Source organism: Kitasatospora sp. NPDC004240 (genome assembly GCF_053603215.1).
On record NZ_JBSGFD010000003.1, the window covers coordinates 100,196 to 123,878 of the forward strand.

Annotated in this window: 17 protein-coding genes; 6 read left to right on the forward strand and 11 right to left on the reverse strand. The window is 75.6% G+C overall.

Features of this window, described 5'->3' with window-relative positions; genetic code table 11:
- The first annotated feature begins 87 nt into the window (after window positions 1–87).
- Window positions 88–855, forward strand: a complete 768-nt coding sequence (locus tag ACWEQL_RS01660) for a YhjD/YihY/BrkB family envelope integrity protein (RefSeq protein ID WP_452148119.1) — start codon at window positions 88–90, stop codon at window positions 853–855.
- A gap of 164 nt (window positions 856–1,019) precedes the next feature.
- On the opposite strand, the gene ACWEQL_RS01665 is transcribed toward ACWEQL_RS01660, so the two are convergent.
- From ACWEQL_RS01665 to ACWEQL_RS01675, 3 genes are all read right to left on the reverse strand, one after another.
- Window positions 1,020–2,288, reverse strand: coding sequence for a sugar ABC transporter permease (locus tag ACWEQL_RS01665; protein ID WP_452148143.1), 1,269 nt, complete (start codon window positions 2,286–2,288; stop codon window positions 1,020–1,022).
- A 53-nt stretch (window positions 2,289–2,341) separates the two neighbouring features.
- A complete protein-coding gene (locus ACWEQL_RS01670; RefSeq protein ID WP_452148120.1) occupies window positions 2,342–3,121 on the reverse strand; it encodes an ATP-binding cassette domain-containing protein in 780 nt (259 codons plus the stop codon).
- 128 nt (window positions 3,122–3,249) lie between these two features.
- Window positions 3,250–4,365, reverse strand: a complete 1,116-nt coding sequence (locus ACWEQL_RS01675; protein ID WP_452148121.1) for a substrate-binding domain-containing protein — start codon at window positions 4,363–4,365, stop codon at window positions 3,250–3,252.
- Window positions 4,366–4,810: 445 nt separating this feature from the next.
- Between ACWEQL_RS01675 and ACWEQL_RS01680 the strand changes: the two genes are divergently transcribed.
- Window positions 4,811–4,945 carry a hypothetical protein gene (locus ACWEQL_RS01680; RefSeq protein ID WP_452148122.1) on the forward strand — a complete coding sequence of 45 codons (135 nt, stop codon included), beginning with the start codon at window positions 4,811–4,813 and terminating at the stop codon, window positions 4,943–4,945.
- 510 nt (window positions 4,946–5,455) lie between these two features.
- On the opposite strand, the gene ACWEQL_RS01685 is transcribed toward ACWEQL_RS01680, so the two are convergent.
- From ACWEQL_RS01685 to ACWEQL_RS01700, 4 genes are all read right to left on the reverse strand, one after another.
- On the reverse strand, window positions 5,456–8,425 hold the full coding sequence (locus ACWEQL_RS01685) for a poly(A) polymerase (protein ID WP_452148123.1): 2,970 nt from the start codon (window positions 8,423–8,425) through the stop codon (window positions 5,456–5,458).
- Complete coding sequence (locus ACWEQL_RS01690) at window positions 8,425–10,230, reverse strand: RNA ligase family protein (RefSeq protein ID WP_452148124.1); 1,806 nt, start codon at window positions 10,228–10,230, stop codon at window positions 8,425–8,427. The genes ACWEQL_RS01685 and ACWEQL_RS01690 overlap by 1 nt, the downstream gene beginning before the upstream one ends.
- 182 nt (window positions 10,231–10,412) lie before the next feature.
- A complete protein-coding gene (locus ACWEQL_RS01695) occupies window positions 10,413–12,239 on the reverse strand; it encodes a vWA domain-containing protein (RefSeq protein ID WP_452148125.1) in 1,827 nt (608 codons plus the stop codon).
- A complete protein-coding gene (locus ACWEQL_RS01700) occupies window positions 12,236–13,300 on the reverse strand; it encodes an ATP-binding protein (RefSeq protein WP_452148126.1) in 1,065 nt (354 codons plus the stop codon). The genes ACWEQL_RS01695 and ACWEQL_RS01700 overlap by 4 nt, the downstream gene beginning before the upstream one ends.
- Before the next feature lie 287 nt (window positions 13,301–13,587).
- Between ACWEQL_RS01700 and ACWEQL_RS01705 the strand changes: the two genes are divergently transcribed.
- From ACWEQL_RS01705 to ACWEQL_RS01715, 3 genes are all read left to right on the forward strand, one after another.
- Window positions 13,588–14,013, forward strand: coding sequence for a VOC family protein (locus tag ACWEQL_RS01705; protein WP_452148127.1), 426 nt, complete (start codon window positions 13,588–13,590; stop codon window positions 14,011–14,013).
- Window positions 14,013–14,426, forward strand: coding sequence for a hypothetical protein (locus tag ACWEQL_RS01710; RefSeq protein ID WP_452148128.1), 414 nt, complete (start codon window positions 14,013–14,015; stop codon window positions 14,424–14,426). Before ACWEQL_RS01705 ends, ACWEQL_RS01710 begins: the two co-directional genes overlap by 1 nt.
- Before the next feature lie 196 nt (window positions 14,427–14,622).
- A complete protein-coding gene (locus ACWEQL_RS01715) occupies window positions 14,623–15,513 on the forward strand; it encodes a LysR family transcriptional regulator (protein WP_452148129.1) in 891 nt (296 codons plus the stop codon).
- Here ACWEQL_RS01715 and ACWEQL_RS01720 read toward each other — a convergent pair.
- Window positions 15,510–17,837 (reverse strand): FUSC family protein, encoded by a 2,328-nt coding sequence (locus tag ACWEQL_RS01720; protein ID WP_452148130.1) that lies wholly within the window; start codon window positions 17,835–17,837, stop codon window positions 15,510–15,512. The genes ACWEQL_RS01715 and ACWEQL_RS01720 overlap by 4 nt on opposite strands.
- Window positions 17,838–18,028: 191 nt before the next feature.
- On the opposite strand from ACWEQL_RS01720, the gene ACWEQL_RS01725 reads away from it, so the two are divergent.
- Window positions 18,029–18,970: a Gfo/Idh/MocA family protein gene (locus ACWEQL_RS01725; RefSeq protein ID WP_452148131.1), complete on the forward strand. Its 942-nt coding sequence runs from the start codon at window positions 18,029–18,031 to the stop codon at window positions 18,968–18,970.
- Between the two features lie 187 nt (window positions 18,971–19,157).
- Here ACWEQL_RS01725 and ACWEQL_RS01730 read toward each other — a convergent pair whose 3' ends face one another.
- The 3 genes from ACWEQL_RS01730 to ACWEQL_RS01740 all read right to left on the reverse strand — a co-directional run bounded on the left by ACWEQL_RS01730 (window position 19,158) and on the right by ACWEQL_RS01740 (window position 23,345).
- A complete protein-coding gene (locus ACWEQL_RS01730) occupies window positions 19,158–20,462 on the reverse strand; it encodes a vWA domain-containing protein (protein WP_452148132.1) in 1,305 nt (434 codons plus the stop codon).
- A complete protein-coding gene (locus tag ACWEQL_RS01735) occupies window positions 20,459–21,766 on the reverse strand; it encodes an AAA family ATPase (protein WP_452148133.1) in 1,308 nt (435 codons plus the stop codon). Before ACWEQL_RS01735 ends, ACWEQL_RS01730 begins: the two co-directional genes overlap by 4 nt.
- A 97-nt stretch (window positions 21,767–21,863) precedes the next feature.
- On the reverse strand, window positions 21,864–23,345 hold the full coding sequence (locus ACWEQL_RS01740) for a hypothetical protein (RefSeq protein WP_452148134.1): 1,482 nt from the start codon (window positions 23,343–23,345) through the stop codon (window positions 21,864–21,866).
- Between the last annotated feature and the right edge of the window lie 338 nt (window positions 23,346–23,683).

The following is a 23,683-nucleotide window of genomic DNA, read 5'->3' on the forward strand; positions in this document are numbered from 1 at the left end:
CCCACGATGACTTCCCGGCACCCCGTCGAGCCCCTGAAGGGGGTGGCCGGGCATGCCCGGGGCCATCCGGTGCGTCGGCTGAGGGCCGTGGTGGCGGGGGTGTGGCGGCGGGGCCGCGAGGTGGAGCTGCTGCACCGTTCGATGGCGTTCGGCGCGCTCTGCTTCGTGACGCTGGTCCCGCTGCTGGTGGTGATCGCGGCGGCCTCGCCGACCGGCGGCAGCGGCATCGCGGACTGGGTGACCGACGGGCTCGGTCTGGATCCCGCGGGTGCGCGGGCGGTGAACGAGCTGTTCGCCTCCCGGCGGGAGGTGCTGAGCACCACCACGGCCTTCGGTCTCGCCCTGCTGGCGGTCTTCGGGGTCACCCTGATGGGCTCGGTCCAGAACGCCTTCGAGCGGATCTGGCAGCTGCGCGCCGGCGCGTGGCGCGGGGTGTGGCGGCAGGCCCTCGCGCTGGTCGGGCTCGTCGGCTACGTGCTGGTCGCCGCCTGGAGCGGGGTGCCGTGGCCGGGCAGCCCCGTCTGGTCGGCGCTGCGCGTGGTGGTGACGCTCGGCGGCGGGCTGGTGCTGTTCTGCTGGCTGCCGTGGCTGCTGCTCGGCGGCCGGATCGCCTGGCGGCGGCTGCTGCCCGGCGCGGTGGTCACGGTGATGGCGCTGGCGGGGTTGCGGGTGTTCTCGCGTCTGGTGTTCGCGCCGCTGGTGGTGTCCAACGCGGTCTCGTACGGGCCGGTCGGCACGGTGCTGGTGGTGCTGTCCTGGCTGATCGGCGTGGGCTACACGGTGTACGCGGGGGCCCTGGTGGGCCGGGCGCTGGACGCGGTGGCCCGGACGCCACGCCGGCGGGGGCCGCGCTGACCGGGGCCGCGTCGGGCCGGGCCGGCGCCATGGTCGGGCGGGACCCACGCCGGGGGCAGCGTGCGGCCCCCGGCCCCGCAGCGCCGGGGAGGACGCGCGCGGGAGGCCGGGGACCGGTTGGGGCCGGCGGGCCAGCCGGAGGCCGGCCCGGGCGTCCGCCGGGTTCAGGCGCGGCCGGCGGCCCGCTGGGTGCGCCGGGCTAGGGAGTCGACGACCACCGCGGCCAGCAGCACCAGACCGGTGATCATGAACTGGATGGCGTTGCTGAGGCCCTGGATGTTCATCCCGGACTGGATCGAGCCGATGACCAGCGCACCGAGCAGCGCCGACCAGGTGCTGCCGCGTCCGCCGAAGAGGCTGGTGCCGCCGATGACGGCCGCCGCGATGGCGTTCATCAGCAGGTTGCCGCCGCCGGAGGTCTGGCTGGCCGACTGGATCTGCGCGGCCAGGAAGAGACCGCCGATGGCCGCCATGGTGGAGCAGATGGTGAAGACGCTGATCCGGATCCACGGCACGTTGATGCCGGCACGCCGGGCGCCCTCGATGTTGCCGCCGAGCGCGAAGACCTGCCGGCCGTACGAGGTGCGGCGCAGCACGAAGTCCAGCACCACGATGAAGATCAGGAAGATCAGCAGGGCCAGCGGCAGCCCCTTGTACTGGTTGAGGGTGTACGCGGCCAGGAAGGCGATGATCGCGAGCAGGGCGGTCCGCAGCGCGATGTCCGTGATCGGGCGGGACGGCACGCCGGCGGCCTGGCGGCGCCGGGAGTCCAGCAGCGAGGCGCCGAGGAAGAGCAGCACACCGATCGCGGCCGCGCCGTACGCGGCGATCTGCTGGCTGTAGATGGTGCTGTACAGCTGGGAGACGATGTCGTTGCCGGAGAGGTTGACGGTGCCGCTGGCGCCCAGGATCTGGAGCATCAGGCCGTTCCAGCCGAGGTTACCGGCGAGGGTGACGACGAAGGCGGGCACGCCGACCTTGGCGAAGAAGAAGCCCTGGATGAAGCCGACGACCGCGCCGCCGGCGATGGCGGAGAACAGCGCCACCCACTCGTTCACGCCGTTGGTGACGTTGAGGACGGCGAAGATGGCGGCGCACAGACCGCTGACCGAGCCGACCGAGAGGTCGATCTCGCCGAGCAGCAGCACGAACACCACGCCGATGGCGATCATGCCGGTGCCGACGATCTGCTGGGAGAGGTTGGAGAGGTTCTGGGCGGAGAGGAAGGCGCTGTTCAGGCTGCCGAAGACGGCCCAGATCACGATGAGCGCCAGCACCACCGGGACGGAGCCGAGCTCACCGCTGGTGATCCGGCGGCGGAACTCGCCGAGGTAGCCCTTGATGCCCTCCTGCCGCACGATCAGCCGGGGGTCGATCGCCGGGGTGGCCTCGGGGGCGACCGGCACGGGGGCGTTGACGCCGCCCTTGGGCATGCTGTCCTCGGGCAGCGGGCGGTGGTGGCGCTCGCCGCCGGGTGTCTGGTCGGTCACTGGGAGCCCTCCGAACCACGGGCCTTCCGACGGGTCACCGCGTTGTCCGTGGCGCCGGTGATGGCCGAGATGATCTCTTCCTGGTTGGTGTAGCGCTTGTCGAAGACGCCGTTGTTGCGGCCCAGGCGCAGCACCGCGACGGTGTCCGCTACGGCCATCACGTCGGCCATGTTGTGGCTGATCAGGATCACGCCGAGGTCCTGGTCGCGCAGCCGCTCGACCAGGTCGAGCACCTGGGCGGTCTGCTCGACGCCGAGGGCGGCGGTGGGCTCGTCCAGCATCACGACCTTGGGCGAGCCGATCAGCGCGCGGGCGATCGCCACCACCTGGCGCTGACCGCCGGAGAGCGAGGCGACCGGGATCCGTACGCTGGGGATGCGGATGGAGAGGGTGTCCAGCAGCGCGCGCGAGCGCTTCTCCATCGCGACCTCGTCGAGGATGGTGAAGCGCCGGATCTCGCGGCCGAGGAAGAGGTTCCCGACCACGTCGAGGTTGTCGCAGAGCGCGAGGTCCTGGTAGACGGTGGCGATGCCCAGGTGCTGGGCCTCCTGCGGACGGTGGATGGTGGTCGGGCGGCCCTGCCACTCGATCACGCCGTCGTCCGGCTGGTGCACCCCGGCGATGGACTTCACCAGGGTGGACTTCCCGGCGCCGTTGTCGCCGACCAGGGCGACCACCTCGCCGGCGTGCACTTCCAACTCGATGTCGGTGAGCGCCTGGACGGCGCCGAACCGTTTGGAGACCCCGCGCAGGGCCAGTACGGTCTCGCCTGGCATGACCTTCTCCTCCGCCCCGCCTCGACGGTGGAGGCGGGGCGCGTCCGGCTGGGCCCGGTCGGCCACAGCTGTTCGGCTACGGTTCTTCGGCCAGGCCCGTTCGGTGACCGAGGGCTGGGCCCGTTCGGCTACTGGAGGCCGGCGGCCTGACAGGCTGCGGCGTAGTCCGGGGTGCAGATCTGCGGGACGGTGTAGAGGCCGTCGGCCACCACGGTGGTCTTGATGTTGTCCTTGGTCAGCACGATCGGGGTGATCAGGTTGGCGGCCGCCTTGTGGCCGCTGCCGTTGGTGACGGTGGTGGGCACCAGCGCGGCGTCCGGGGTCTTGCCCTGGGCGTAGGCCACGGCCATCGCCGCCGCGGTGTCGGTCTCCGGCTTGAACGGCTTGTAGATCGACATCGTCTGGGTGCCCGCCAGGATCCGCTGCACGGCGTCCAGCTGGGCGTCCTGCCCGGTGAGGGGCACGCTCAGGCCGGCAGCCTTGAGGGCGGTGGCGATGCCGGCGGCCATGCCGTCGTTGGCGGAGTAGACGCCGACCACATTGGGTCCGCCGATGGCGGTGATCGCCGCCGAGGCCTCCTGGTTGGCGTTGTTCGGGTCCCAGTTGGGGGTGTCGTACTCCTTGCCGATCTTCAGCTTGCCGTCGATGGCGCTGTGCGCGCCGGCCTTGAAGTCGGCGGCGTTGGGGTCGGTGGGGGAGCCGTTGATCATGATGATCGACCCGGCGCCCGCCTTGTCGCCGACCGCGGCGACCAGCGCCTGCCCCTGCAGCTCGCCGACCTTCTTGTTGTCGAACGACACGTACGAGTCGACCGGCCCCTGCGCCAGGCGGTCGTAGGAGACCACCTTCACGCCGGCGTCGTGCGCCTTCTGCACGGAGGACTGGATCGACTTGGAGTCCACGGCGTCCAGGATCAGGACCTGGTCGCCCTTGGTGAGGGCGGTGTCGACCTGGGTCTGCTGGGTGGTGGCGTTCTCGTTGGCGTTGTAGTAGTCGATCTGCGCCTGCGGTGCCAGCTCCTTGATCTTCTGCTCGATCAGCGGCCGGTCGAACTGCTCGTAGCGCGTCGTCTTGGTCTCCGGCAGCAGCAGCCCGATCCGGATCGCGCCGGCCGTGCCGCCGGCCGCGGTTCCGGTGGACCCGCCACCTCCGGAGGATTCTTTGGCACTGCCGCAGGACGCCAGTCCGAGACCGAGGGTGACCACTGCGGCCGCCGCGACCGCGCGGCGTAGGCCGTTGCTCATGAGGATGCCTCTCCGGTTGAGTCCACCCCCGGTTGTTCCACCCCCGCCTCCGAGTGTGGGAACTGCGGACCGTCACGACGATCCGGGATGGGCCGAACGGGTACCCGGGATTCCCGGTCCGGAACGCGCGGGGCGTTCGGGACCTCTCGGGACCCGCTCGGACGTACTCGACGAGCGGTGAACCCGTGGGCCCGGGCCGGAGTGGCCGGAGGGCGCGGCTGGCGGAGGTCCCCGGGATGCGGTCCCGTCGCGTACGGGTTCGGCTCGCCCTCCGAGAGTACGCCTACGAACGGTCCGCCCCTGTCCGTGAAGGTGTGGGCGCCGCCCTCGATCCGGCCGATCGGGCCGTGGGGCCACTCCCCTCGTTGTCGGCGCCTCGCTGTCGGCGCCTCGTTGGCGGCCGAGTGGGCCTGGCGCGGCGGCGTGAGGTCTGCGCCCGGCGGACGTGGAGCGGCTGCTCGGGCTGCTGGACCGCCCGGTGGGTGGCGGCCGGGTGGTCTTCGAGGGGGCCCCCGCCGACCTGGTCGCCGCCCGCCCCACCCTTACAAACGAGCGCCTCGCGGACTACGTCGGGGCCTGAGGGGCGCGGACGGGTGCCCGGGGTTCTCCGGGTTCCCGTTCCCCGCTCTCCGGCCGCGCGGTCGCGGTGCGGGTGCCGGGTCGCGGGAGGGGCCGGGATCCGGTCGGCGCGAAGTGGCCGGGACGGTGCGAGTTTCCGTCCGGCGGTAGCGTTACGTGGAACTGGCATGTACGCTGCGTGTCGCAGGTTGAAAAGGATGCGGGCCTGGTCGCGCTTCGTGGGGGAAGTCACGTCCAGGCCCGGGCCGTCAGTGAGGGGCCCGGTCGCGCTCGTGGGGGAGCTTCGGCCGGGTCCCTCGACGGGCTACCGATGGTATGCCCGGCCTGACGGTGTTTCAGTCATGCCAAGTCCCGCGCGACGGTGGAGATTCGGTAACGCCCCTCCCGTAGGGCGTGTTCGCCCTGGTCAGCGCGGTGCCGGAGCCCACCGGGGCCGTCCGGCGGGATGCGGCGGGATACGGAGGCCGGCGTTCCCGGGCCGCCCCCGCCCGGTTGCGATCGGCTGCCGTGCTCAGTCGAGGGTCGGTACGCCGCCCCCGTCCACCAGTTCCAGCCGGACGCCCGGCAGCCCCCGGCACCAGCCGGCGGCGATCCTGGCGAATGCGTCCGCGTCCGGTGCCGTACGGCCGAGGCCTATCGCCAAGCCGGCCGCGCCCGGGGAGGCTTCGAACGGCCGGGGCCAGGCGTGGGCGTCCGTCACCCCGGCGTCCTCCAGGGCGGTGAGCAGGGCCCTGATGCGGCCGCGTACGGCGCCCAGGGTCTCCTCGAAGCCCTCCGGCCGGCTCCCCGGCGGGACGGTGACCACGGCCCAGGCCGGGTGCCGGTCGTGCAGCGGGGGAGGGGTGAGCAGATCGGGCCAGGGATCGCCGCCGGCGGCCTCCGCCTCCGCCACGATCTCCCACGCCCGGTACAGCTCCTCGGCGAGCAGACGGGCACCGCCCGCGCCGACCTGGGTGGTGCAGGAGCGGACCGGCGCGGACGGGGTCAGCACGGTCACCGGGTCCGCGGCCATCACCGTGTCCGTGGCCGGGGCCGACACCAGGCCCGTCACCGGGTCCGACGACGGCCCGTGCGGCGGACGGCCGGGCAGGCTCACGGGTGTGCGCCAGTCCCAGGCGGCCCAGGTCTCCAGGAACCGCCGGAACAGGGCCTCCGGGGCGAGGCCGTCCGCCTCCAGGACGGTCCGGGCGGCCAGCACCGACCAGGCGATCGAGGGCAGTTGGCCGAACGGCGCGGAGTCCAGGCCGCGCGCCCGCGCCCAGGCCCTCACCTCCCGCGACAGCCGGGCGAACCGCTCGTGACGGCCGTCGAGCACGGCGAGGAGCGCCTCGGCGTCCCCGACCGCGCTCAGCGCGACCGCCGCCGCCGCGCCGAGCTCCTCCCGCCGCCCCACCGCCTCGGCGGGGGCCGGGCCGGGCGGGGCCCCGGGCGCGCCGGTGAAGACCACGACCAGGTCGACGTCCAGCCCCTCCGCCTCCAGTCGCAGCCCGGGCACCCGGGCGCCGCGCACCTCGCGGACCCGCCGGGCACCCGGGAGGGCCGCCGTGACGAGGGCGCGGACCCGGGACAGATCGGCCTCGCCGGGCAGCACCGCCACCAGGTCCAGGTCGGCGCCGGCGCTCGCGCAGCCCAGCCGGCGCGATCCGACCAGGTGCACCACGCCCTCCGTCGGCGCGCCCGCAAGCGCGCCCGCCACCCGTTCGGTCACCCGCCGGGCCGCCGCCGCTTCGTCCGGCCTGACCTGCCGGACCGAGGGCGGCGGGACCACCGGCTCCTCGGGGATCCGACGCACCTCGCCCGTGCCCAGGGCGATCACCGCGCGCGGACGCATCGGCTCCTCGCCCCGGCGTGACAGCAGCACCAGCTCGCCCACCCGGGCCGACACCCCGTTCAGCCGCGCCGCGCAGTCGGCCGCCGCCCGCCGGGGGTCGTCGCTGCGCCCCAGGGTCAGGTGCGGGGTGTACCCCTGCGCCCGGCCGCGGCACCCGGGGAAGCGCCGCTCCAGCGCCCGGCGCAGCGCCGCCCACGGGGCCGGCGATCCGGCGGCGGGATCCAGCCACACCGTGGCGTCCTCGCGGTGGCCGAAGGTGTGCACGCCCTCCAGCCGGGCCGTGAACGGCGCCACCTCGGCGGCGGCCGCGCCCAGCAGCGGCAGCGCCCGCTCGAACTCGGCCTCCGGGACGAACCCGAACAGCAGGTTGACGTGCGGCGGCCAGCGGCGCAGCCCGGGGTCGTACACCGCGCGCAGTTCCTGGACCGGCGGCCACAGCTCCTCGGGCGGCAGCCAGGCCACGGCGGTGCGGGCGGTCGGGGCCGCGTCGAGCGACTCCTGCGGCGCGGGCCCGCCGAGGGTGAGGCCGACGGCGACGCCGAAGTGGTCGGACGGGTACAGCCCGTCCGCGGCCGGGCGGTCGCCGTGCAGGACGGCGGCGGTGACCCGGGCGTCCGGCGCGCGGTGCAGCACGCGGTCCAGCCGGGAGGCCCGGCCGGAGAGCGAGGACACCGCGGCGAGCGGGTTGGCGGCCGGGTCGAAGGTGGGGGTGTCGTCGGCCGCGCCGTGGTACTCGCTCCAGGCGTCCCGCAGTCCGAGCGCGGCGGCCGGGCCCTCGGCGCCGGAGCGGCCGTCGTTGAAGTCGCCGAGCAGCAGCACGTCGCCCTCGACGCCGGCCAGCCCTTCGGCCAGCCGGGTGAGTTCGGCCAGCCGGCGGCCGGCGCCGTCCGCCGAGTGGTCGCTGCTGAGGTGGACGGCGCCGGCCGTCAGCGGCGCCCCCGCGGTCGCCACGGTGACGGCGGTGACGGCCTTGTGCGGGCCGAGCACGTGCCGGGCCGCCTCCAGCACCGGCAGCCGGCTGAGCAGCAGCAGCCCGTACGCGTCGACGTCCCGTCCGCGCGGGTCGGTGCCGAGCGTGTACCCGGCCCGGACCCAGGGCGCCTCCAGCAGCATGGCCAGCAGGGCGGGCTCGACCTCCTGGAGGGCGATGAGGTCGGCGTCGGCGGCCTCCAGGGCGGCGAGCAGCAGGGGCCGGCGGCGGGCGGTGTCGATCCGTTCGGCGTCGTAGCGGTCCCACAGGGTGTTCCAGGTGAGCACGCGCAGCTCGGTCGTGGCGGGGGCGGCGGTTGCGGCGGACGGCCCGGCGGTGCCCGGCGCCGGCGCGTCCGCGGGCCGCCAGCCCCCGTCGGGCCGCCAGGCGTACGGGGTCAGCGCGGTGAAGAACGGCGCCCGCAGCCGGCGCGGGTCGGCGCGTCGGCCGGCCCGCGCGCTGTCGAGGAGGTCCACCCCGGCGGCGCGGTCCCACAACACCTCCCCGTCGGCCTCGACGTGCCGGACCCGGTGCCAGGGGATGTCGCCCGAGGCGAGGAAGGCCTCCAGCGGCACCCGCTCGATCCGGTCGTCGCGGGTGCGCACGCCCAGCAGGAACCGGGCCGGGTCGAAGCGGGCGTCCCAGCGGACGCGGTGGCAGATCTGTTCGACGGGGCGCATCAGATGTCCTCTCCGTGGAGCGTGCCGGCGGTGTCCTCGACCTGCCCGCCCGCCCCGACGTACCGGGTGCGGTGCGCCTGGCCGGGGTAGGGCGGGTTGAACCGGCGCAGCTGCGCGGTGAGGACCTCCGGCGGTACCGGGTGCGGCCGGACGGCGTTGCGGCGCACCAGCTCCGCCTCGTCGACCAGCAGCACCACCTGGGTGACCAGGGCGTCGCGGCGCTGCGCGACGCCCCGCACCAGCGCGCGCTGGTGCGGGTTGAGCGAGGTGGCGTCCCAGAGCACCGTGGCGTCGCCGGTCAGGGCGGTGTCCAGCCGGTCGAGGCCGTCCCGCAGCACCTCGGCGTTGTCCCGCTGGTCCGCCCGGCAGCCGCGGGCCTCGCGCAGCTCGTCCAGGCCGATCCTGGTGGCGCCGGTCGCGGCGGCGAGGGAGGCGGCGAAGGTGCTCTTGCCGCTGCCCGACGGCCCGACCAGGTGGACCAACCGGGGGAAGCGACCGTCCCGCCAGCGCCAGGAGGCCGCGACCGCCTCCTCCACGGTGGCGATCCGGCTGAGCGCGTACGCCTCGCGGGCCTGCGCCCAGCAGCGGTCGGCCGCGTCGGGGCCGAGCCCGGCGAGGGCCTCGCGCAGTCCCTCGCGCAGCCAGCCGAGCGGTGCCTCGCCCAGCAGGCCGGCGTCCTCGGCGTGCAGGGCGGACCACGCCACCTGTTCGCGGGCCTCGGCCGGGCCGATGTCGGCCGCGGTGCCGGCGGCGGCCGCGGCGACGGCGTGCAGCACCCCGAGGTCGGTGCCGAAGGACAGCCGGACCAGGCCGGTGCGGCGTTCCTCGTCCGGGTACGGTCGGTGCAGGCCGGGGTGACGGCCGACCAGGTCGGCGACCCGCCGGGCCAGCGGCAGGCCGAGCGGGGCTGCCAGGCGTGGGCCCAGCCACTCCCGCCGGGCCGACCGCAGCACGGTGGCGAGCACGCCGGCCAGCCGGGCGTCGCCGCCGCGGCCGAGCTCGTCGAGCCGCGCGGACACCTCGGCCACGGCCGGGTCCTCGGCGGGCACCGGCACCCCGGCCGGAGAGTCCGGGCCCGGCGTGTGCGGACCCGGCGGGTGCGGACCCGGAGCGTCCAGGCCCAGCGCGGCCAGCAGTGCCGGTACGTCCGGTGACGCCCCGGAGCGTACGGCCCAGAGCGCGGCCCGCGGGCCGAGACCGTTCTCCACGACGGCGGCGTGCATCCAGTGCGTGTCGGTGCGCACGTGCCGGGGGCGGACCCACTTGGCGGCCCGTCGGCCGAAGTCCGCCCGGTGGAAGCCCTCGGCCGTCCGGACCACGAAGCCCTCCTGCCGCTCGGTGTCCAACCGCAGGGCCCGCAGGGCCCGTTCGTCGTAACGGCCCCGCCAGAGCACCCGCGGGGCGGGCACGCCCAGGCGCCGCAGGAAGCGCACGGTGTCGTCCCAGTCGAGGCAGCGGTCGTCGGCGTCCCAGACCGAGAAGCCGTAGAACCAGCTCTCCAGGTCGGTGTACGGGATCGAGTGGCGGGCGAAGAGGTTCTCCCCGCAGACCCGCCAGCCGGCCGGGATCCGCCCGCCGATCCGGCCCTGCAGCCCCTTCACCCAGGCCCGTGAGGGGTGGTGCGCCGAGTCCGGTGACCGGGCGTGCAGCCCGTCCGGGTAGAGGGTGGTGTTCTCGCCGTCGAGCTTCTCGGTGACGACGACCTCCGCACCCCGCAGGCCCGAGGGGTCGCCGGTCCGCACGTCGTCCGCCGTCGCCCCCGGTGACCAGGGCAGGTGCGGCGTCCGCGGGTAGTGCACGCGCATGGCCGCCCCCTGACGTCGTCGTCGATCGGAGCGCACGCCGCCGATCCGCGCACACTCTAGGAGCGGGCACCGACGACGGGCCACCGATTTATCCGTGGGCGTCACCTTGCGCCGGGTTGCGGGCGATTTGGGCCCGCCCGCGGCCGGCGCAGGTGGAGACCGGCCCACCTGCGGTCGGCCGGTCAGCGCAGGTGGAAGACCGGCCCGCGCGGGGTGAACGGCAGCGTCGCGCCGCGCGGCACCAGGTACGCGTGCTCGCGGCGCACCCGCAGCACGTCGCACTCGCCGTCCGTGATGATCAGCAGCGGCGCGCCACGCGGGAAGTCCTCGGCCCGGTCGAGCAGGTCCAGGCCCGGCTGCAGCACGGTGCCGCCGCGCCCGCGCAGCCGTACCCGGCCGGCGAGTTCCTCCGGCGGCAGGAAGCCCAGGTCGTGCGGCGCCGCGTCGCAGCACACCAGCCGGGCGGCGGGCACGTCCCGGGCGGCCGCGTACGAGGCGATCGCGCCGAGCGCCTTGCCGAGCAGCACCCGGTCCATCGAGCCGGAGGTGTCCAGCAGCACGCCGAAGGTGCAGCGGGCCAGCTCCTCCGGCGGGTGGTGGCGTCCGGCGCGGGGGATGTTCGGGGTGGCGGACTGCCGCCGGGCCGGGCGCGACCACGTCCGCACCGGCTCGGGCGTCGGCACGAACTCGTCGAACCAGCGGGCGAGCCGGGCGTCCCAGGGCAGCGGCGGGTGGGCCAGCGCGCGGATCTCCTCGACCAGCCCGGCGGGCAGCAGCCCGCGGTCGCGCCCGTGCATCTCGAAGCCCTGCTGGAGGCCGCGCCGGTAGAAGTCGTCCAGGTCGACGTAGTCGCTGCGACCCCGGTCGAGCGGCCGGTCCAGGATGTCCGGCCGGTTCTTGCCGCCCAGGGTGGCGAGCCGGCGCAGCCGCCGTTGGTCGCCGACGATCCGGTCGTACACCTCCTCGGCCGACAGTCCCTTCAACTGCGGGTCGTGCAGCAGGCCTTCGGGCATCTCGCCGACGCCCATCTCCAGCAGCCAGCCGTTGATGACGTAGTCGGCGGCCACGTTGAACAGGTACGGGTCGCGGGCGCCGCACCGTTCGCCGTGCCGCAGCGCGGCGTGCAGCATCTCGTGGCCGAGGATGAAGCGCCACTCCTCGTCGCTGTAGTGGAGCAGCGGGTTGAGGTAGATCTCGCCGGCCTCGGCGTTGACCGCGGCGATGGCGATCCCCTGGGCGCGGGCGAGTTCGGCGTCGGCGACCAGGGTGAGGCCGGCCGCGATCCCGCCGAGCAGCGGGTAGGAGGAGATGAACCAGCCGAGCGCCCGGTGCCAGGGCCGCTCGGGCATCCGCTCGCCGGTGGTCTCGTCGACGCGCCCGCCCGCCAGGTCCATCGCGGCGGACATGGTCCGGGTGAGCGCCGCGGCGAAGGCGGTGGTCCAGTCGTCCGGGTCGTCCCAGTCCGGGCAGGGCACCAGCAGTTGGTCGGGCTGCGCCCCGGCCGTCCCGGGCACCGGCGGGGGCGGGCCCTCCCGGCGCCAGCGCTCGGCCAGCTCGTCCTCGTCGCCCTTGGGGTGCTCGTGCGGCAGGGCGAACGGCGACCGGCCCATCGGGAAGGTCGCCAGGAACCGGTTGACCACCGCGCAGCGCGCGGCCGTCTCGTACGCGTCGGGCTGCACCCGGCGGCCCTTGGCCGACGGGACGTGCCCGAAGCCCAGGTGCAGTAGGCAGTGCGCCAACACCCAGGCCCACTCGGCGGGTTCGGCCCGCCTGCGGGGGTCCACGTGCACCGTGCCGACCGAGTCGACCACGGCCCAGCCGTCGGCCGGACGGACCTCGCAGTCCTCGTCGCGGCAGATGCCCGGCCGCAGCGAGGCGAAGGCGGTGTTGCGGTACAGCATCTCCAGGCCCTGGGTGAAGGCCTCGGCGGCGGGATCGGGCCTGTTCTGCTCCTGCTGGGCGCCGGCCTTGCGCCGCGCCTGCGACCCGCGCCGGGTAGCGGCGCTCACCGGCGCGCCTCCACCAGTCGCGGCATGTCGCGGGCGGCCTCGATCAGGAACCACGCCGGCAGCACCGGGTTGCCGTCCGGCCCGTCCGCGATCACCGTCTGGGCGACCTCCACCGAGATCTCCGCCAGTTGCACCAGCAGCGACTTGGCCCGGTACGCGGTCTGCCGCAGCGCCCCGGAGGCCTGCTCCTTGCGCGCCGGCAGCTCCTTGACCAGCCGGCCGCGGAAGGCGTCGGCCAGGTAGTAGAGCAGGTCGCGGTCCTCCAGCCGGTGCGGCCAGCGGGCGTCGCCCTTGAGGATCGCCTCCAGCCCGTACGAGTTGCGGACGATCTTGGCGTACCCGCAGAAGGCCACCGCGTGCTGCGGCGTCAACAGCCCGTACGAGAGCACCTTCAGGGTGTCTTCCTCCAGGGTCGGCCCGAAGGAGTGCAGCGCGTCGGAGAGCATGTGCCAGGCGCGCGGGGTGGAGAACGGCTCCTCGGTCTTCGGCGGCGGCGACCACAGGTGGTCCGGACGGTCGGTCAGGTAGTCGATCACCCACGGGTGGATGCCCGCCCCGGCCGCCCACGCCAGCCAGTCCGTGGCGCTCGCCCGCAGGTGCACGTGGACCAGCCGGTTGACCAGCGCGGACGCCATCGGCCGGGCCAGCGCGCCGTCGGTGGCCCGGTTGCCCGCGCCGATCACGATGGAGCCCGGCGGCAGCTCGTACGAGCCGATCCGGCGGTCCAGGATCAGCGAGTAGAACGCCTTCTGCACGTCCGGCGAGGCCGCGTTGAGCTCGTCCAGGAACAGGCAGTACGGCTCGTCACGGGCGATGTGCTCCGGCGGGCAGAACCGCGAACGGCCCTCCGGGGTCAGCTGCGGAACGCCGATGAGGTCCTCCGGCGCGAGCTGGGTGCCGACCAGGCTGACGCACTCCAGGCCCAGCGAATCGGCGAACGCCCGTACCAGCGAGGACTTCCCGATCCCCGGCGCGCCCCACAGGAAGACCGGCCTGACGGTGGCCAGGCCCAGCAGCAGCTCGGGGATCTGGGCGGGCGAAACGGCGACTGCACCCTGCACGGGGCTCCTTGGTTCTCGGGGAGGGCCGGCCCGCTCGTGGGGCGGCGACCGGCCCAGTCTTGCCGCAGCGGGCCGTCGGCGCACCCGGATTTTCCGGCGGCCGCGGTTCGTGAGGCCCGGCTCGGGATCGTTCGGCCGCGGTTCGTGAAGCCCGGCTTAACGATCGTTGCGGCTTCGGCCGTTGTTCGGCCTCCCTCGACGCGTACATGCTGGTCCGGTCCCCAGAGCGTCGAGCACCGAGGAGTGCCCGCCATGTCCGTTCCCGACGGCGCAGCGTCACGGCCGCGATGAACGTCCTCACCGCCACCGTGTCGGTGAGCGTCACCGACCCGGCCGCCTCCGCCCGGTTCCTCACCACGCACCTCGGCTACCGGGAGGTGCTCGCGGACGAGGAGTTCGTCCACCTCTCCCGTGACGACCCGGCCCCGGACGTCCTGCTGTGCCGGCGCGACCTCGAACTCCCGCCCGCCCGCGGGCCCGTGGACGTCCTGCTGTCCTTCGCCGTCACCGACGTCACCGCCGAGTACGCGCGGCTGAGCCGCGAGGGCGCCCCCGTCACCGTCCCGCTGCGCGACGAGCCGTGGGGCGAGCGGATGCTCGAACTCACCGATCCCAACGGGATCGTGATCCAGCTGGTGGAGTGGATCCCGCCCGCCGGGGCCAGGCGCCGCGGCAGGTTCGTTCCCTCCTGTTCCCCCGTCGAGAGGTACTGATGCACCCCCGATCCACCCGCCGCGGACCGCTCCTGCTCGCCCTGTGCCCCGGCGCCATGGTGCTGGCCGTCGACGTCCTGACGATCGGCACGCCGATCCCGCCGCTGGGCGCGGACCTCAACACCGCCGCCCGCGAGATCCCCTGGCTCCTCGCCGCGCTCGACGACACCGCCTGGGCCAGGGCGGCCCACGAGGCCGCCGGCGTGCTGCTGTCCTCGCCCTCGGCGGTCGGCGCGGCGAGCGTGCTGGCCGCGGCCGTCCTCGCCGCCCTCCTGCTGCCCGCCCTCCTGCTTCCCGCCCGCCGGACCGCACCCGGCCCTCGCCCTGGCCTCGGTGCCGGTGCCGGTGCCGGTGTCGGTGTCGGCGCCGGCACCGTCCCCGACACCGAGGAGCTCGTCGGCGCACCGCGCTGACACCACCCCGCCCGCGGCCCGCCCCCTCCGTCCGCCCCGATCACCGGCGCCCCGGCATACCCCCGTGAACTGGGCCTTTGCCACCGGGGCAAGGCCGTTGCGGACCCCCGCCGTCTTTGCCACCGCCACCCGGGCGTGCCACTCTTGCTCGCGCCCGTCCGCGTCCGGGCAGGGGCCGAACGGCAAGGGGGGACGCATGGAACTGCGCGACATCGAGATCTTCCTGACGCTCGCCGAGGAGTTGCACTTCGGGCGGACCGCCCAACGCCTGTACGTGTCGGTCGCCCGGGTCAGCCAGGCCATCAAGAAGCAGGAACGCGGCATCGGCGCCGAGCTGTTCCACCGCGACAGCCGCAACGTCCGGCTGACACCCGTCGGCGAACAGCTGCGCGCCGACCTGACGCCGGTCTACCGCGGCCTGCGCGAGAGCATGGAACGGGCCAGGCTCGCCGCCCAGGGCAAGACCGACGTGCTGCGCGTCGGCATGATCCCCGCCAACGCCCACGACCTGCGCCACTACTGGGACACCTTCCGCACCCGCCACCCCCAGTGGGGCCTGCGACTGCGGCACGCGCCCTTCATGGACCCCTTCGCCGGGCTGCGCCGCGGGGACATCGACGTCCTGGTCACCTGGGTGCCCGTCCTGGAGCCCGACCTCGTCGTGGGCCCGACGCTGTTCGCCGAGCGGCGGGTGCTGGCGGTCTCCGTCGACCACGAGCTCGCCGGCCGCCCCTCGGCGGAGCTGGAGATGCTCGGCGACTACCAGGTCGGCGCCTGCGACGCCACGCCCGCCTACTGGTCCGACAGCTACAGCCCGCCGCACACCCCCCGCGGCCGGACGATCGAACGCGGCCCGCAGGTGGAGAGCACCGACGACATCTTCGCCCTCGTCAGCTCCGGCGAGATCGTCAACACCTTCCCCGTCCACGTCAGCCGCTACTGGGCCCGCCCGGACATCTCCTGGCTCCCCGTCAGGGACCTGGACGCCCTGGAGTACGCCCTCGCCTGGCGCGGCGAGACGGAGAACGACCTCATCCGCGCCCTCGCCGCCGTCGTCCGCGACCTCGGGCCCATGGTCGACGCCTAGGCCCTCCAGGGCTTCGCGCCCTGTACGCGGGACAGGTCGTCGAGCAGGCCGGCGAGCCAGACGGCCACGTCGACGGTGTGCAGGGACGCCGGGTCGGCGGGCAGCCGGGTGGCCAGCACCCGTTCGTCCCGCAGCGCCCGCCGGGCCTCGGCCAGCGCCTCGTCGGCGGGGTCGGCGGTCTCGGCCGCGTCGGTGGGGGAACGGGCCCCCGCACCGTCCAGCAGTGCCGCGGCCCAGTGGCGGAACGCCGTGGCGACCAGCTTCGCGTGGCCCGCCAGCGCCGCCGCACCGGCCGGGGTCACCGTCCCCGGCGGGACCCGGGCGAGCAGCGGTTCGGCGCCGCGGACGGTGTGCAGCCCGGTGATCACGGCGGCCTGCCAGTTCGGCCCGTCCTGCGCCGGGTCGTGCCGCTCGCTGCGGTACTGGGCGTACAGCGCCTCGGTGAGCAGCGCGGCGGTCCGGGCCCGGCGCAGCGCACCCCGGGCGGGGGCGGCGCCGGTGACCACCGCGACGGTCTCGGTCAGCGCCGCGGCGCTCAGGTCGAGCAACTCGGCCGTACGCCGTCGCAGGTCCTGACCGCCGCCCCGGGGCCAGGCGCAGAGGCCGGCCAGGATGCCGACGGCCGCGCCGGTGGCGACGTTGACCAGCCGGGTCTCGGCCAGCCGCCAGTCGGCGGGCGCCAGCTGGGTGAAGACCATCGCCACCACCACCGTGAAGGTCGCCTGCGCCCAGGCCAGCCCCAGCACCGGGCCCGCGGTGAACGCGAACAGCATCGCGGGCGGCAGCGCGGCGGCGTAGAACACGGGGTGCTCGCCGACCCCGACCAGCAGGACCGCGGTCACGGCGGCGCCGGCCGTCGTACCGACCAGGGCCGGACGCAGGGTCATCCGGGTGTCGGCGGCGCTGGTGCGCATCAGGGTGAGCGTGGCCAGCAGGACCCAGAAGCCGTGCTGCAGGTCGAGGCCCCCGGCGACCAGCCGGGCGGCGCTGAGCGCCACGGCGGTGCGCAGGGCGTTGCGGAAGTAGACCGAACGGGTCGTGAGGTTGCCCCGGATCCGGTGCCACCAGAGGGCCGGGGCCGGCTCGTGGGCGTACCAGAACGGGCCGGGGCGCTCGTCCGGGGGCGTGTCGTCGGGCGGCAGCGGCGCACGGCGGGCGGCGCGGGTCGCCAGAGTGAGGAAGCGGGCGCCCTCGGCGGCGTTGAGGGCGAGCGTGCCGAGGACCAGCCGGGCCACCGCCGGTCGGGCCGGGGCCGGTGGCGCAGAGTCCGGTGGGGCGGAGGCCGGTCGGGCAGGGGGCGGCCCGGCCGGGTCCGTGACGCCTTCGGTGACGGCCTCGGTGACGGTTCCGAACGACGTACGGGCGGTGTCGAACGCGGCGATCCGGACGTCGATCGGCGCGACGTCGGGGACGGGCCCGTCCGTACGGGCGCCCGTCCCGGCGGCGCGCAGGGCGACCGCGGTGGCCCGGAGCAGCTCCGCCGCCCGCGGGTACGGCCCGCCGGCGGTGCCGAGACGGCGGATCCCCAGCACCTGGGCGCCGACGTAGTGCAGGGCGACCCCGCAGTGGGTGAGGGCGCGGTCGACCACGCCCGGTGTGGCGGGCCGCCCGCCCACCGGGATCCGGGAGAACCGCAGCTCGTCCAGGAGGGCCCTCGCCCGCTCGGCGGCCTCCTCGGTCTCGGTCTCGGGTGCGGCCGCCTTGCCGACCGGCCCGCCCCTGTCGGCGGCGCGTCCCTCGCAGCCAGCGGCGGTCAGCTCGGCCAGCCGTGCCACCGCCGCGGCCGCCCGGGCGATCCGCCCGCGGTAGTCCGCCGGCGCCGGCTCCGGCCACAGCAGCAGCTCCGCCGCCGCGAGCAGCAGCAGGCCCACCGCGACGCCGGTGAGGCGTTGGGGCAGGTCGTCGGGTGCGTACGGCGGGAAGCACGGCAGGATGTAGAAGAGCTGGAGCCCGTTGGCCAGCCCCACCAGCCGCGGCCCGCCCACGGAGCCGAACGCCACGGTGAACCCGACCAGCGCCATCCCCAGCGCCGCCGCCCAGTCGTGGACGGCCAGGACGGTGCCCAGACAGACCAGCACCCAGGCGAACGGCAGCGTCAGCAGCAGGGTCCGCACCCGGGCCCGCGCGCCGCCCTCCACCCGGGCCAGCACGCCCACCGCCACCGTCGCGAACAGCGCGTACGTGGCCGTCACCGGCTGGTGGAGGCCGTACCGGAAGGCGTAGAAACCGGCGCACGCCGCCACGGTGACCCGCACCGCACGGTGCACCACCGCCGGCTCGGGGCGCACCCGCGGGTGCCGCGGCGGGCCGGGTGGGCGGCGCATCGCACCTCGTTCCGGTGGGGCGTCAGGACCGTCGGGTCCGCCCGTCCGGGGCGCCGACCCCTCCACCGTAGGAGCGCCCGTGCACCCGCGCAGTCCCGGAGCGCCCGGGCCTGCGCGGGCGGGTCGTGACGGGTGAGGGCCGGTGCATAGGGTGGGGGTGGTTGCCGACCGCACTCACCCCTGGAGACCAGATGAGCCCGACCGCTGCCCCCGACGCCCCGCTCCCGGTCGGGGTGATCGGGCTCGGCGACATCGCACAGAAGGCCTACCTGCCGGTCCTCGCCGCCCTGCCGGGCCTGGACCTGCGGCTGATGACCCGGGACCGGGCCAAGCTCGACCGGATCGGCGAGACGCACCGGATCGCGCCCGAGCACCGGTTCACCGACCTGGACCGGCTGATCGACGGCGGGATCCGCGCGGCGTTCGTGCACGCGGCCACCGACCAGCACGTGCCGATTGTCGAGAAGCTGCTCACGGCCGGCGTCGAGGTGTACGTGGACAAGCCGCTCGACCAGACCCTGGACGGCGCCCGCCGCCTGGTGGACCTCGCGGACCGTGGCGGCCGCTCGCTGATGGTCGGCTTCAACCGCCGCCACGCCCCCGGCTACCTGCTGGCCAAGGAGCGCCCCCGCGACCTGATCGTGCTGCAGAAGAACCGCGAGGGCCTGGCCGAGGTGCCGCGCTCGCTGGTGTTCGACGACTTCATCCACGTCGTGGACACCCTGCGCTTCCTGGTCCCGGGCGAGATCGAGCACGTGGACGTCCGCTCGCGGGTCCGGGACGGGCTGGTCGAGCACGTGGTGCTCACCCTCGCGGGGCAGGGCTTCACGGCGCTGGGGATCATGAACCGGGTGTCCGGCTCGACCGAGGAGGTGCTGGAGGTCTCCGGCGGCGACTCCAAGCGCGAGGTGCGCAACCTGGCCGAGGTGATCGACCACCGCGGCCAGCCGACGGTCCGGCGCCGCGGCGACTGGGTGTCCGTCGCCCGGCAGCGGGGCATCGAGCAGATCGTGCTCGCCTTCCTGGACGCCGTCCGCGCGGGGAAGACCCTCGACGCCCATGACGCGCTGCGCACCCACGAGCTGTGCGAGCTGATCGTCCAGCGGGTGGAGGGCGGCTGGCCGGTGCGGTGACCACACCTACCCCGACCTCCGCGCCGACGACGAAACGATCCTCACGGTCGAGGACCCCGAGGTCCCCGGCCAGTTCGTCGCCGAGGTCGACACCCTCGACGGCCTTCCCGGCCATCCCCTCCGGGCCCCGGGCATCTGCCACCCGGTGCGCTGACCCGGGGCCCGCCCACCGGCACGGCCGGTGCGGTCAGTTGCCCGGTGGGCCGATGGGGACGGTGTGGGCCCAGGGGGGTGGGCCGGAGGGGGTGTAGTCGGGGTCGTCCTCCAGCCAGGCGGGTGTGGGGGAGCGGGGGAAGAGACCGACGACGGTGCGGCAGGGGGGCCGGGTGTCGGGCCACGGGGTCTGGCCGTCCGTCAGGACCACGAGGACGTCCGGGCGGGGGCGTGACCGGAGTGCCTCGGCGAAGCCCGTCCGCAGGTCGGTGCCGCCGCCGCCGAGCAGGGGGATGCCCGCGGCGCGGCACAGCGGGTGGACGGCCTGGGCGGCGGCGTCGCAGGGCAGGACGGTGACCAGGTCGCGTCGGCCGCCCACGGTGCGGGAGATGGCGGCGACCTCCAGCAGCGCGCTGCCCAGCTCGGTGTCGCTGACCGACCCCGAGGTGTCGATGATCACGGAGACCCGGGGCGGCCGGTGCCGCAGGCTCGGCAGGACGACTCCGGGCAGCGCGGTGGCGCGGCGCGAGGGCCGTCCGTAGGTGTGGTCCCGGCCGGTGCCCGGGCCGGCCGTCGCCGAACGGATCGCCGCGCCGAGCAACTCCCGCCACGGCTGCGGGGGATGGAACGCCTCCTCGGCCCAGCGCCGCCACCCCTGCGGGACGTCGCCCGGGCGGCCGGTGATGCCCTGCGCCACCCGGTACCGGACGGCGTCGCGTTCCTGGGCGCTGAGTCCGTGCGCGCCGTCCGGTCCGAGGTCCCACTCCCGGTCCAGCCCGTCGGCCCCGCTGCCGCAGTCCAGCCAGACGACGTCCCGGGGGAGCGTGCCGAGCCGGAACCGGCGGAGGTAGTCCTCCATCAGTTCGCCGTGGGGCAGGCCGAGGTGTGCCGGTACGACGGCGCCCTCCGGCCGGACCAGTCCGTCGCCGAACACGTCGTCGTTGATTTCGCAGTCCGCGGCGATGTTCATCCGCAGCCGATCGCCGCGGCCGGTCAGCCCGCGCTCGCGGGCGACCCGGTCGCCGCGGCCGTGGTGGTCCCGCAGCAGGTGCGCCACCTCGTGCACCCACACCCCGGCCAGCTCCTCCACCGGTGTCCGGGCGACGAAGGCCGGTGAGACGTAGCAGCGCCAGTGCCGGTCGACGGCCATCGTCGGGACGGTCCGCGATTCCACCGGGCGCAGGGCGAACAGCGCCGTCGCCAGGTACGGGCGGACCCGGGCGGCGTGCAGCCGGGCGGCGAACAGCTTCTCGCGGTCCAGGGCGGGCCGGGTGCCCGGCGCCCGCACGGTCACCGGCCCGTCGCTCTTCGGTCCGTCGCCCGTCGGCTCGCTCCTCATCGGCGCGCCCCGCCGCCCGTACGGGCCGCGGCGAGCTCGCCGGCCCGGTCCGCCCGGCGGGACAGGGCGACCACGCCGGCGAGCCGTTCGATCGCGGCGGGCACCTCCCAGTCCGCATCGCGCAGCGCGGCCAGGGTGGTGGCGGGGACGACCACCAGGTCGGGGGCTCCGGTTTCGAGCGCCCGGACCAGCAGGGCCCAGGCCGCGTCCCAGCGGGAACGCTCCGGGCGCCGGCGGACCGCGTCCACCACGCCGTCGAGCACCGCCTGCCGGAGGTCCCCCCGCTCGGGTAGGACGGCGCCCGCCGGGTCGGCGAGCAGGGACTCCGGGTCGGGGAGGTCCATCCGGTCCAGCCCGGCCAGCAGTTCCAGCCCCGGTCCCTCCCCGACGGTGCCCCTGACCAGCATCGAGAGGACGTCGCGGGAGGACCCGGCGGCCGTGGCGAAGGCGACCAGGAACAGGGCCATCTCCCAACTGCGGGGCGACGGCCACGGGCCGCCCCGGCGGGCCTCGTCGTTCGGCAGCCGGTGGACCAGCGCGGGCCGGGCGGTGAGCAGCGTGCACACCGCGCGACGGGCGAAGGCCACGGCCTCCGGCAGCCGCCGCGGGTCGAGCCGGGGCAGGGTGGCCCGGGGCCAGGTCCCGCCGAGGCCGCGGATCACGACCTCGTGGTCGTGGACCCACTGGAGGTGGACGAAACGGTTCGCCAGCGGCGGGCTGAGCTCCCAGCCGTCCGCCGCCGAGGCGCGCGGGTTGGCGGCGGCCACGATCCGGACGCCGGGCGGCAGCCGCAGCGCGCCGATCCGCCGCTCCAGGACGAGGCGCAGCAGCGCCGCCTGCACGGCCGGCGGCGCGGTGGACAGCTCGTCCAGGAAGAGCAGCCCCCGGCCGGCCCGCACCAGCCGTACCGCCCAGTCCGGCGGGGCCAGCGGGACGCCCTGCTCGGCGGGGTCGTCGCCGATGACGGGCAGCCCCGAGAAGTCGGACGGCTCGTGGACGCTGGCGATCACCGTGGTCAGCGGGAGGTCCAGGGTCTCGGCGAGGTGGGTGAGGGCGGCGGTCTTGCCGATGCCGGGCTCGCCCCACAGCAGGACGGGGAGGTCGGCGGCCACGGCCAGGGTGAGGGCCTCCAGCTGGGGGTCGGGGCGCGGCTCGGTGTCGGAGTCGCGCAGCAGGGCGAGCAGTCGGCCGGCGACGTCGAGTTGTTCGGCGACGGCGGGGTGTTCGGCGACGGCGGGGTGGTCGGTGCCCTCGGGTCGGAGGGCGAGGTCGGATCGGGTCGCGGTGGCGGTGCTTTCGGACATGTCGGGTCACCTTGAGGGGTCGAGGGGAGGGGATGCGGGCGTGACGGCTCACCGCCGCGGCGGTCCGGCGGCGGTGGACGGATGACTCAGCGGCGGTTCACCGGCGGTACGCGTGGCGTGAGCGGGGCATGGTGTCCGGGTGCGGGCGCGGGAGGGGACGGCCGGGCCCGGGGTCCGGGTCCAGCAGGCCGGCACGGAACAGCCCGTGGGCGACCCGGCCGTGCGCGGCGTCCTCCAGGGCGTCCCGCAGCGCACCGTGGCGCAGCAGCGCGTCGGGGCCCAGCAGGGCCTCGACGGCGGCCAGCGCGCCGGCGGTGTCGCCGTGGTCGAGACGCGCGCGGATGTCGTCGAGGCTCTCCGGTCTCCGGTGTGCCCGGTCGATCATCTGCAGGCAGGGCAGCTGAGTGCCGCCGAGCGCGGCCAGCAGTTCCTCGCGGCGCAGCTCGGCCGGGTCGTGGTCGAGCGCGGCGAGCACACCGTCGACCATGCCGATCCGGTGCCGCGCTCCCTGACAGTCCACCAGCCGCCCGGCGGACGCCGGTGGCGGGTCCGTCGGTGACTGCGGCGGCGGATCGGCCGACCGGTGGCCGGGCACCAGGGCCGCGGCGACCAGCGGGTGCAGCTGCTCGGGTCCGATCAGCCCGGCGCGGAGCAGTTCCAGGTCGGGCGGCAGCCAGATCGCGGCGTCGGGCAGCACCGGGAGCCCGGTGGTGCGGTCACCGTCCGTCCGGCCCGCGAGCCGCCATACCGGCGGCCGGGCCTGCGGTCCGTCGCCGGGGTCGGAGGGCAGGTCCAGCAGCAGCCGGTACCGGGGGCCGAGGCGTACGACGGCGGTGCCGGAGGACAGGCCCTCGGCGCGGAGCAGGATCCTGGCCTCGGCCGCCCAGCGGTCGACGGCGCAGGGCAGCCCCGGCGGGACGAGCCCGGCCGGCGGGCGGCTCCCGCGTGGCACCGGCTCGCCGGCCCCGGACCTGGTCCGCAGCTCCCCGGCCCGGTCCGCGTCCCAGAGGTGGCGGTGCAGGTCGAGGCGGAAGCGCGGTCCGGGGCGGGGGTGCGGATGCCCGCGGACCCCGGCATCGGGACCGGGGCTGTGGTCGGGGCCGCGGCCCCGACCGTGGTCGGGTACCCGGCCTGGGGCGGAGGAGGCCCGGGAGCCGTCCCACAGCGCGAGGCTGATCCGCTGCCCGGCGGCCGCCGGGGCCGGCGGGGTCCGCGCCACGAGCTGGAGCGGGCCGGGCCCGTCGTGCCCGGTGGCCCCGTAGCGGGCCAGCGGGACGGTCAGGCCCGGGCGCAGCAGCCCGTCCGGGGCGATCCTCGGCAGGTGCCAGCGCAGCAGGTCGGGCGCCAGTCGGCGGAGGTCGGCCCGGAGCGCGCTCGCGAGGACCCGGCCGTGGCGGTGGGTCACCGTGCGCAGGTCCAGGTCGATGTCGACGTTGGCCGCCGCGCAGGCGCCTGCCCAGTCCCCGGCACGACGCCGGGCGGTGGCGGTCTCGATCATGGAGGGCGGCACGGCGAACTCGCGCACGCGCAGCCAGAAGGGCGACGGGGGAACGTACCCGTTCGCGGTCCCGGTGAGCATCAGCACTCACCTTGCGCGGACGGGACCCCCATTCCGTTGGTGGGGAGAATGGTCACGTCACGGAGCCTAGATCCTCCTCCGCATGCCGCGCCACGGGTTTTCCGTTCGGTCGCACGGCGGCCCCGGAGACGTCGCCCTCGGTGTCGGTTCCGGTGCCGCCGGTGGCCGGGCTGCACCGGCCGCGGCGCCCGGGCGACGTCACGGGCCCGGGCACGGGCACGGACACCGCCCACCGGACACGCGTCGCTCCGCTACCGGACAGTACGTCAGATCTGCGCACAGGAACGCCGTTTGAGCAGTCCGGGGCGGTGATCCGCTACCCCGCCAGGGGGATGACG

Bases quoted from the DNA above. Each gene is read 5' to 3' on its own strand.
- ACWEQL_RS01665 (WP_452148143.1), bottom strand. From the start codon at position 2,288: ATGCCCAAGGGCGGCGTCAACGCCCCCGTGCCGGTCGCCCCCGAGGCC.
- ACWEQL_RS01670 (WP_452148120.1), bottom strand. From the start codon at position 3,121: ATGCCAGGCGAGACCGTACTGGCCCTGCGCGGGGTCTCCAAACGGTTC.
- ACWEQL_RS01675 (WP_452148121.1), bottom strand. From the start codon at position 4,365: ATGAGCAACGGCCTACGCCGCGCGGTCGCGGCGGCCGCAGTGGTCACC.
- ACWEQL_RS01685 (WP_452148123.1), bottom strand. From the start codon at position 8,425: ATGCGCCCCGTCGAACAGATCTGCCACCGCGTCCGCTGGGACGCCCGC.
- ACWEQL_RS01690 (WP_452148124.1), bottom strand. From the start codon at position 10,230: ATGCGCGTGCACTACCCGCGGACGCCGCACCTGCCCTGGTCACCGGGG.
- ACWEQL_RS01705 (WP_452148127.1), top strand. From the start codon at position 13,588: ATGAACGTCCTCACCGCCACCGTGTCGGTGAGCGTCACCGACCCGGCC.
- ACWEQL_RS01710 (WP_452148128.1), top strand. From the start codon at position 14,013: ATGCACCCCCGATCCACCCGCCGCGGACCGCTCCTGCTCGCCCTGTGC.
- ACWEQL_RS01715 (WP_452148129.1), top strand. From the start codon at position 14,623: ATGGAACTGCGCGACATCGAGATCTTCCTGACGCTCGCCGAGGAGTTG.
- ACWEQL_RS01720 (WP_452148130.1), bottom strand. From the start codon at position 17,837: ATGCGCCGCCCACCCGGCCCGCCGCGGCACCCGCGGGTGCGCCCCGAG.
- ACWEQL_RS01725 (WP_452148131.1), top strand. From the start codon at position 18,029: ATGAGCCCGACCGCTGCCCCCGACGCCCCGCTCCCGGTCGGGGTGATC.
- ACWEQL_RS01730 (WP_452148132.1), bottom strand. From the start codon at position 20,462: ATGAGGAGCGAGCCGACGGGCGACGGACCGAAGAGCGACGGGCCGGTG.
- ACWEQL_RS01735 (WP_452148133.1), bottom strand. From the start codon at position 21,766: ATGTCCGAAAGCACCGCCACCGCGACCCGATCCGACCTCGCCCTCCGA.
- ACWEQL_RS01740 (WP_452148134.1), bottom strand. From the start codon at position 23,345: ATGCTCACCGGGACCGCGAACGGGTACGTTCCCCCGTCGCCCTTCTGG.